At 67.8% G+C, this 7,935-nt stretch carries 6 protein-coding genes; 5 read left to right on the top strand and 1 reads right to left on the bottom strand.

Features of this window, described 5'->3' with window-relative positions:
- The 5 genes from pbpC to KGM94_RS21315 all read left to right on the top strand — a co-directional run.
- Nucleotides 1-2,120, top strand: a 2,120-nt coding sequence (gene pbpC, locus KGM94_RS21335; RefSeq protein ID WP_300263819.1) for a penicillin-binding protein 1C, incomplete at its 5' end; no start/stop codon positions are given.
- 50 nt (nt 2,121-2,170) lie between these two features.
- On the top strand, nt 2,171-3,913 hold the full coding sequence (locus KGM94_RS21330; RefSeq protein ID WP_300263817.1) for a glycosyltransferase family 39 protein: 1,743 nt from the start codon (nt 2,171-2,173) through the stop codon (nt 3,911-3,913).
- A 2-nt stretch (nt 3,914-3,915) separates the two neighbouring features.
- Nucleotides 3,916-4,761: a phosphatase PAP2 family protein gene (locus tag KGM94_RS21325; protein WP_300263816.1), complete on the top strand. Its 846-nt coding sequence runs from the start codon at nt 3,916-3,918 to the stop codon at nt 4,759-4,761.
- A 57-nt stretch (nt 4,762-4,818) separates the two neighbouring features.
- Complete coding sequence (locus tag KGM94_RS21320) at nt 4,819-5,559, top strand: glycosyltransferase family 2 protein (protein WP_300263815.1); 741 nt, start codon at nt 4,819-4,821, stop codon at nt 5,557-5,559.
- A complete protein-coding gene (locus KGM94_RS21315) occupies nt 5,556-5,870 on the top strand; it encodes a lipid-A-disaccharide synthase N-terminal domain-containing protein (RefSeq protein WP_300263814.1) in 315 nt (104 codons plus the stop codon). Before KGM94_RS21320 ends, KGM94_RS21315 begins: the two co-directional genes overlap by 4 nt.
- A 332-nt stretch (nt 5,871-6,202) precedes the next feature.
- On the opposite strand, the gene KGM94_RS21310 is transcribed toward KGM94_RS21315, so the two are convergent.
- The gene (locus KGM94_RS21310) at nt 6,203-7,891 is read right to left on the bottom strand and encodes a Na/Pi cotransporter family protein (RefSeq protein WP_300263812.1); all 1,689 of its coding nucleotides are present in this window, start codon (nt 7,889-7,891) and stop codon (nt 6,203-6,205) included.
- Between the last annotated feature and the right edge of the window lie 44 nt (nt 7,892-7,935).

Below are 7,935 nucleotides of genomic sequence, written 5' to 3'. Positions count from 1 at the left end.
GCAGCGTAGATGGCCGGGTCAAGCCTGGCCATGACGGGCGGAGAGGGCGTCGCGCATTTCGCGCGCTCGCGGTCCTCGCGTTTGCCCTCATCCTCTCCATCGTCGCCTTCGCAGGCTGGGCCATCTCGCTCGGGCCGCTGCCGCTCGACGAGGCGCGCAAGGTCTCCACCACGATCGTCGACCGTCACGGAAAACTGCTCCGTGCTTATGCGATGGCGGACGGGAGGTGGCGACTGCCGGTCGATGCCAGGGCCAACGTCGATCCGGGCTATCTGAGGCTGCTGCTCGCCTATGAGGATCAGCGCTTCTACGCCCATCACGGCGTCGACCCGCTGGCGCTCGGACGCGCCGCATTTCAGCTCGCGACGCGCGGCCACATCGTCTCGGGCGGCTCGACCATCAGCATGCAGCTCGCCCGCCTGATGGAGCCGCGCCGGCAGCGCTCGCTCTACGCAAAACTGCGCCAGATCGTGCGCGCGATCGAGCTGGAGCGGCAGCTCGGCAAGGACGAGATCCTCAATCTCTATCTCGCGCTCGCGCCCTATGGCGGCAATCTCGAAGGCATCCGCGCCGCCTCGATCGCCTATCTCGGCAAGGAGCCGAAGCGGCTGTCGCTGGCGGAAGCCGCGCTGCTGGTGGCCTTGCCGCAATCGCCGGAGACGCGGCGGCTCGACCGCTATCCCGATGCGGCGCGCGCCGCGCGCGACCGCGTGCTCGATCGCATGGTCGAGGAGCATGAGGTCGGCGCCGAGGATGCCAGGCAGGCCAAGGCGGTGGCGGTGCCGAAGCTGCGCAAGCCGATGCCGATCCTTGCACCGCATGCCGCCGACCAGGCGCTCGCCGTGATGAAGGACGCGCCCGTCGTCCGATTGACGCTGGATGCGGGCTTGCAGAAGGTGCTGGAGCCGCTCGCGCGCGACCGTGCCACGGCGCTCGGGCCGAATATTTCCGTCGGCATCGTCGTGGTCGACAATGACAGCGGCGACGTGCTGGCCCATGTCGGCTCGGCCGACTATTTCGACGAGGCGCGGGCGGGGCAGGTCGATATGACCCGCGCCGTGCGCTCGCCGGGCTCGACGTTGAAGCCCTTCATCTACGGGCTCGCCTTCGAGGACGGCTTTGTCCATCCCGAAAGCCTGATCGAGGATCGCCCGATCCGGTTCGGCTCCTACGCGCCGGAAAATTTCGACATGACGTTCCAGGGCACCGTGCCCGTCAAGCGCGCCCTGCAGCTATCCCTGAACGTGCCGGCGATCGCGCTGCTCGACCGCGTCGGTTCGAGCCGGCTCGCCTCGCGCCTGCGACAGGCCGGAGTCAACCTGGTATTGCCCAAGGACGAGGCGCCGGGACTGGCAATGGGACTCGGTGGCGTCGGCATTACGCTGCAGGATCTGGCGCAGCTCTACGCAGGCATCGCCAGACTCGGAACAGCCCGGCCGCTGCGCGAACTCCTCCTTGCCGCGGATGACTCGCGGGAACCGCGACGGCTGCTCGATCAGGTCGCGGCCTGGCAGGTCGGCAACGTGCTCCTGGGCACCCCTCCGCCGGAAAACGGCGTGGGCAACCGGATCGCCTTCAAGACCGGCACCAGCTACGGCTACCGTGACGCCTGGTCGGTCGGGTTCGACGGCCGGATCACGATCGGTGTCTGGGTCGGCCGGCCCGACGGCACGCCGGTTCCCGGCCTGATCGGCCGGACCGCGGCAGCCCCCATCCTGTTCGACGCCTTTGCCCGGACCGGCAAGCTGCCGGCAGCGCTGCCGAAGCCGCCCAAAGGCACGCTGGTCGCCGGCAATGCCAAGCTACCGCTGCCGCTCAGACGGTTCCGCCCCGTGGGGGAACTGGTCCGGACCGGCGGCGAGCGGGCTCCGCATATTCAGTTCCCGCTGAACGGCTCGCGGATCGACGTCGACCGCAGCGGCGGGGCAGATGCCGCCGCCATGCCGGTGAAGGTCGCGGGCGGGGTGCTGCCCATGACCATCCTCGTCAACGGCACGGCGCGCGGCGCGGTCGATGGACGCCGTCAGCGGCTGATCGAGCCGCCGGGACCGGGCTTTGCGAGGCTCACCGTGATCGACGCCACGGGTGCGGCGGACACAGTCGTCATTCGAATTCAGTGATGCCGGCTTAAGCGGTTGTCCGGGCGGCGGTTTCAGCGTATGCGGAACCGATGGTCGAGACCTATGCCCGCCCCCGTTTTGGAGAGCCGCGCGAGCCGAAAAACCTGGTGAATCCGGGCAGCCGGCTCGTCCGCGCGATCGATGTCGTCACCGGCAGCCATGGCCGCGCGGTGGCCTTCCTCGTGCTGTGCGCTCTGCTGCTCTTCCTGCCCGGCTTCTTCACGATTCCGCCGGTCGACCGCGACGAGGCGCGCTTTGCGCAGGCGACCAAGCAGATGGTCGAAAGCCGCGACTATGTCGACATCCGCTTCCAGGACGATGTCCGCTACAAGAAGCCGGTCGGCATTTATTGGCTGCAATCGGCCGCAGTCGAGACCGCCTCCGCACTCGGACTGCCGCGCGCCGAGCTGCGCATCTGGGTCTATCGATTGCCCTCGCTGTTCGGCGCGATCGGCGCGGTGCTGATGACCTATTGGGCCGCGCTCGGCTTCGTCACGCGCCGCGCTGCCGTCCTTGCCGCGCTGATGATGTGCGCCTCGGTGGTGCTCGGCGTCGAAGCGCGTCTTGCCAAGACCGACGCCATGCTGCTGTTCACCGTGGTCGCCGCGATGGGCGCGATGGCGCGGGTCTATCTGTCCTGGCAGCGCGGTGAGGACGACCCGCACCCGCCGTGGAGTTGGCCCGCGATCTTCTGGACCGCGCTTGCCGCCGGCATTTTGCTCAAGGGACCGCTGATCCTGATGTTCGCAGGCCTCACGGTCATCGCGCTCGCGATCCAGGACCGTGACGCCGCCTGGCTCTGGCGGCTGCGGCCGGTCTGGGGACTGATGTGGGTATTGGTGCTGGTGCTGCCCTGGTTCGTCGCGATCGTCTTTCGCGCGGGCGACCAGTTCTTCGCCGACTCCGTCGGCGGCGACATGCTGAGCAAGCTCGGCGCGCAGGAATCCCACGGCGCGCCGCCCGGCGTCTATCTGTTGCTGTTCTGGGTCACCTTCTGGCCGGGCGCGCCGCTTGCGGCCATGGCGGCGCCGGCCGTGTGGCGGGCGCGCCGCGAGCCCGGCGCGCAATTCCTGCTGGCCTGGCTGATCCCGTCCTGGATCGTGTTCGAGGTGGTGCTGACCAAGCTGCCGCACTACGTGCTGCCGCTCTATCCGGCGATCGCGATCCTCACCGCCGGCGCACTGGAACGCCGCGTGCTGTCGCGGTCATGGCTGACGCGCGGCGCCGCCTGGTGGTTCGCGATTCCCGCGCTCGGCTCGATCATCGCGGTGGTCGGCGCGGTGATGCTGACGCGCCAGCCGGCCTTTGCGGCCTGGCCGTTCATCGCGGCCGCGCTGATCTTCGGCCTGTTTGCCTGGTGGCTCTACGACGACAATCACGCCGAGCGTTCGCTGCTCAACGCGCTGGTTGCGGCTCTGATGCTGGCCTTTGCCGTCTATGGCGTGGTGGTGCCGTCGCTGACCCCGATGTTCCCGAGCGCCGAGGTCGCGCGCGCGTTGCGCAGCGTGACCTGCGTCGGCCCGAAGGCGGCCGCCGCCGGCTACCACGAACCGAGCCTCGTCTTCATGGCGGGAACTTCGACGCTGCTCACCGACGGCTCGGGCGCGGCCGACTTCCTCAAGCAGGGCAGTTGCCGTTTCGCGCTGGTGGAGCAGCGCTCGGAGCGCAGCTTCGCTGCACGCGCCGAAGCGATCGGGCTGCGCTACAAGGTGGGCGCGCGGATCGACGGCTATAATTTCTCGCAAGGACGGCCGATCTCGATCGCGATCTACCGCTCGGAAGGCACCGAGTAGCGATGGCTGCGCCGGCCGACGTCTCGCCTCGCCAGAGCTATGTCGGGCAATTGCTTGCGCTGTCCGGGCGCGCGCTGGCGCAGCTCGTGCGCGCGCCGTCGCATTCGCGCCGCGCCGAGGCCGCGCGCCGTCTGGCGCGGCATTCGCTGTGGTTCAGCGCGGTCGGCGCGGCGCTGGTCATCGCGCTGATGGTCGCACTCGACAGGCCCGAAATCGAGATGATGCCGCCGCGCGGCACGCCGGCCCTGTGGCCGGTGCGCATCCTCACCGATTTCGGCAAGGACGAATACGTGCTGTGGTCGCTCGCCGCGGCGCTCGTGATTGTGGCGCTGGTCGCCGCAGGCAGGCACGGCACCTCGCGAGCCCAGTGGCTCGGCCTCGGCACCCGGCTCCAGTACGTGTTCTTTTCCGTGCTGCTGTCGGTGGGCGTAGCCGAGGTCATGAAGTTCGGGCTCGGCCGGGGACGGCCGTTCGTGGGCGGCAGCGCCAATCCGTTCGACTTTGTTCCCTTCGAGGGAACGCCGGCCCATGCCAGCCTGCCGTCGGGCCATGCCGTGACGGCCTTCGCGCTGGCCTTCGCGGTCGGCGCGTTGTGGCCGCGTTTTCGCGTCTTCATGTTCACCTATGCCGTCGTCATCGCGCTCACGCGCCTGGTGCTGCTCGCCCATCATCCGAGCGACGTCGTGGCCGGCGCGCTGGTCGGCATCGTCGGGGCGATGGCGGTGCGCTACTGGTTCGCGGCGCGCAGGCTCGGCTTCGCCATCCGCCAGGACGGCACCATCGTGCCGCTTCCGGGGCCTCGGTTCGGGCGCCTCAAAGGGGTTGCCCGCGGGGCATCAGCCCCATAAAAGCGGCTGCCTGCCGCGCCGGTTCTCTGCAGGCCAAACCCAACCACGAGCTCCGATTTGTCGTCGTTCCAGCCAGCGGTTTCCATCGTTGTCCCCGTGCGCAACGAGGCCGACAACATCGCGCCCCTGATCGCGGAGATCGGTGCTGCGCTGGACGGCCGCTGGGACTACGAGATCATCTACGTCAACGACGGCTCGACGGATCCGACCGGCGAGCGCCTCTCGGCGCTCATGAAGCAGCGGAGCAATCTGCGCCAGCTGCGCCACGCCAGATCGGCCGGACAGTCGGCCGCGGTGCGCAGCGGCGTGCGCGCTGCGCGCGGGGAGATCGTCGCGACCCTCGACGGCGACGGCCAGAACAATCCCGCCTTCCTGCCCGACCTGATCGCGGCGCTCGATAGGGGCGGCGCGCGCGTCGGGCTTGCCGCAGGCCAGCGGATCGGACGCAAGGACACCGGCTTCAAGAAGCTGCAATCGCGCGTCGCCAACGGCGTGCGTAGCCGGATCCTGCACGACGGCACCCGCGACACCGGCTGCGGATTGAAGGCGTTCCGGCGCGAGGTGTTCCTGATGATGCCCTATTTCGACGGGCTGCATCGTTTCCTGCCGGCGCTGATGCGCCGGGAAGGCTACGAGATCGCCTATGTCGACGTGATCGACCGGCCGCGCCATGCCGGCGTGTCGAATTACGGCTTCTTCGACCGGCTATGGATCGGGATCATGGATCTCGCCGGCGTGTGGTGGCTGATCCGCCGCAAGAAGCCGACCCCCGATGTGACCGAGGTGACGCCCTCATGACTGCTTTTCTGAATTACCTGCATGACGTCTTCGTCGTGAAATTCGACGCCTGGGTCGTCCTCGGCTTCATCGCGCAGGGCTTCTTCACCGGGCGCTTCCTCGTGCAATGGATCGCTTCCGAGCGTGCGCGCAAGAGCGTCGTCCCGGTCGCTTTCTGGTTCTTCTCGATCGGCGGCGGCGCGCTGTTGCTGGTCTACGCGCTCTATCGCCGGGATCCCGTCTTCATCGCCGGACAGGCGTTCGGCCTCGTCGTCTATTGCCGCAACCTCTATTTCATCGTCATCAACGGCAGGCAGATCGCGGCGGATTGAGTCAGTTCGCGGCCGGCTGACCAAAATCCGAGGTTCAACCCCATGCACAGTGGTCGGTGACGGCCGGGTATGATGCGGAAAATCAGAAAAATCACTTGACGCGTCGGGCAAATCAGGGACATGATGCCATCATGCAGCGGGTGTGACCGGCAGGGTTGTCGCGAACCCTGAAACAAGACATCGATCGTCCTCCGTCCCTCGCGCTCATAGGTCGAGCGTGCCGTTGGTCGTGGGAAGGCCGAACCGAAGCGTCGCATGTTCGCCGACCACGGGGCCCGCTGCGTGACCTTCACCGGGTGGGCGCGATGATCGTCGACTGCAAGGGCAGGGTTCTAGCGTGTCACGGGAGCCGCTCCCGGGGCGGGTAGGGCGGCGTGGTCGGCCTCGCCGTTCCGGTAGGGCGTGCCCGCTGCGTCGAGCACGGGATAGGCGACCGAACAGATGTGCGAGTGGACGCGGCGCAAATCGCGCAGCACGTCGAGATGCAGCGATGTCGTCTCGATGGTCTCAGGGCGGCCCTCGCGCAGGCGGTCGAGATGCCGCTCGACGGCTGCAAGCTCGGTGTTGCGCAAGGCCGCCTTTTCGACCAGCAGCTTGCGCGCCTCGTTGGCGTCGCCGGACATGAAGACGCCGAAGGCGATCCGAAGCGAGTCCATGGTCCGCTTGTGGAAGGCGGCAAGCTCGTCGGCGCCGTCGACCGAGAACTGGAAGCGCCGCTTGATCTTCTTGGTGGCGAGTTCGCTCAGGTTCTTGTCGATGATGTCGCCGATATGTTCGAGATTGATGGCAAAGGAGATGATTTCCATCGCGCGCCGCCCCTCACTCTCGTCGAGACTGCCGCGCGTCAGCTTGGTGAGGTAGAGCTTGATCGCCTCGTCGAGGCTGTCGACGATGTTGTCCATCTTCGCGACCTGGTCGACCAGCGCGCGGTCGTCCGTCATCATCGCCGCCATCACCTTGCGCAACATGACCTCGACCAGGTCGCCCATGCGCAGCGTCTCCCGCGCCGCGTCGGCAAGCGCAAGCGACGGCGTCTCCAGGGCGCTCTCGTCGAGATAACGCGGCCGCGACGGGTCGGCCTCCCGGACGCGATCGGGAATCAGCCATTTCAGGAACCGGGCCATGGCGCCGATCAGGCCGATGAAGATCACGGCCGTCGCCAGGTTGAACGCAATGTGGAACGCCGCGGTCATCCTGGCGGCATCCGGCTGCCATGCGTGGAGCATGTCGGCGATCGGGTGCAGGAACGGCAGCACCAGGGCGATGCCGATCAGGCGGTTCACGAGGTTGCCGACCGGAAGGCGATAGCTTGCCGGATCGTCGCGCCGCGCGCCCTCGAACACAGGGTTGATGGCGCTGCCCAGATTGGCGCCGAGCACCAGCGCGACCGCCGCCACCGGCGATATGAACTGCGAATAGGCCAGCGACATGATCAGGAGCACGCTGGCGACGCTCGAATGCACCGCCCAGGTGAGGCCGGCCGCGATGACGATGCAGAGCACGGGATCGCCGGTGACCGCCGCCATCACGACGCGCACGCCCGGCGCGTTTTCGGCTGGAGCCAGCGTATCCAGCAGGATGTGGAGCGACAGCAGCATCAGGCCGAGGCCGATGCAGACCCGGCCGACGTCCTTGATGCGGGAGCGCGGGCCGCTGCGGAACGCGACCAGCCCGAGCACGAACAGGATGGGCGCGACGGCCGCGATGTTGAACGACAGCACCTGGACGATCAGCGTGGTACCGACATTGGCGCCGAGCATGATCGCGAGCGCGGCGACGAGGTCGACCAGGCCCTCCGCGGCAAAGGAACTGGTAATCAGGGCCGTTGCGGTGCTGCTCTGCAGGAGAGCGGTGAGCCCGAGCCCGGCGGCGAATGCGCTGAAACGGTTGCCCAGCGCTCGTCCGAGCAAGCGGCGAAGGTCCGGCCCGAAGGCGCGCAAAATCCCGCTGTGGACCATGTGCAGGCCCCAGAGCAAGAGCGCCACGCCGCCCATCAAGTCGAGCAGAACCAGACTTCCCATGCTGTGCATCCGGATAGGATTCGACGCATCAGGCTACCGCCAAA

Origin of the sequence: Bradyrhizobium sp., assembly GCF_028868675.1 — a bacterium.
Taxonomy (GTDB): domain Bacteria; phylum Pseudomonadota; class Alphaproteobacteria; order Rhizobiales; family Xanthobacteraceae; genus Bradyrhizobium.
This window is presented reverse-complemented; position numbering and strand designations above follow the sequence as displayed.

Excerpts from the sequence above, each read along its gene's own strand:
- KGM94_RS21310 (WP_300263812.1), bottom strand. The coding sequence starts at position 7,891 with ATGGGAAGTCTGGTTCTGCTCGACTTGATGGGCGGCGTGGCGCTCTTG.
- KGM94_RS21315 (WP_300263814.1), top strand. The coding sequence starts at position 5,556 with ATGACTGCTTTTCTGAATTACCTGCATGACGTCTTCGTCGTGAAATTC.
- KGM94_RS21325 (WP_300263816.1), top strand. The coding sequence starts at position 3,916 with ATGGCTGCGCCGGCCGACGTCTCGCCTCGCCAGAGCTATGTCGGGCAA.
- KGM94_RS21330 (WP_300263817.1), top strand. The coding sequence starts at position 2,171 with ATGGTCGAGACCTATGCCCGCCCCCGTTTTGGAGAGCCGCGCGAGCCG.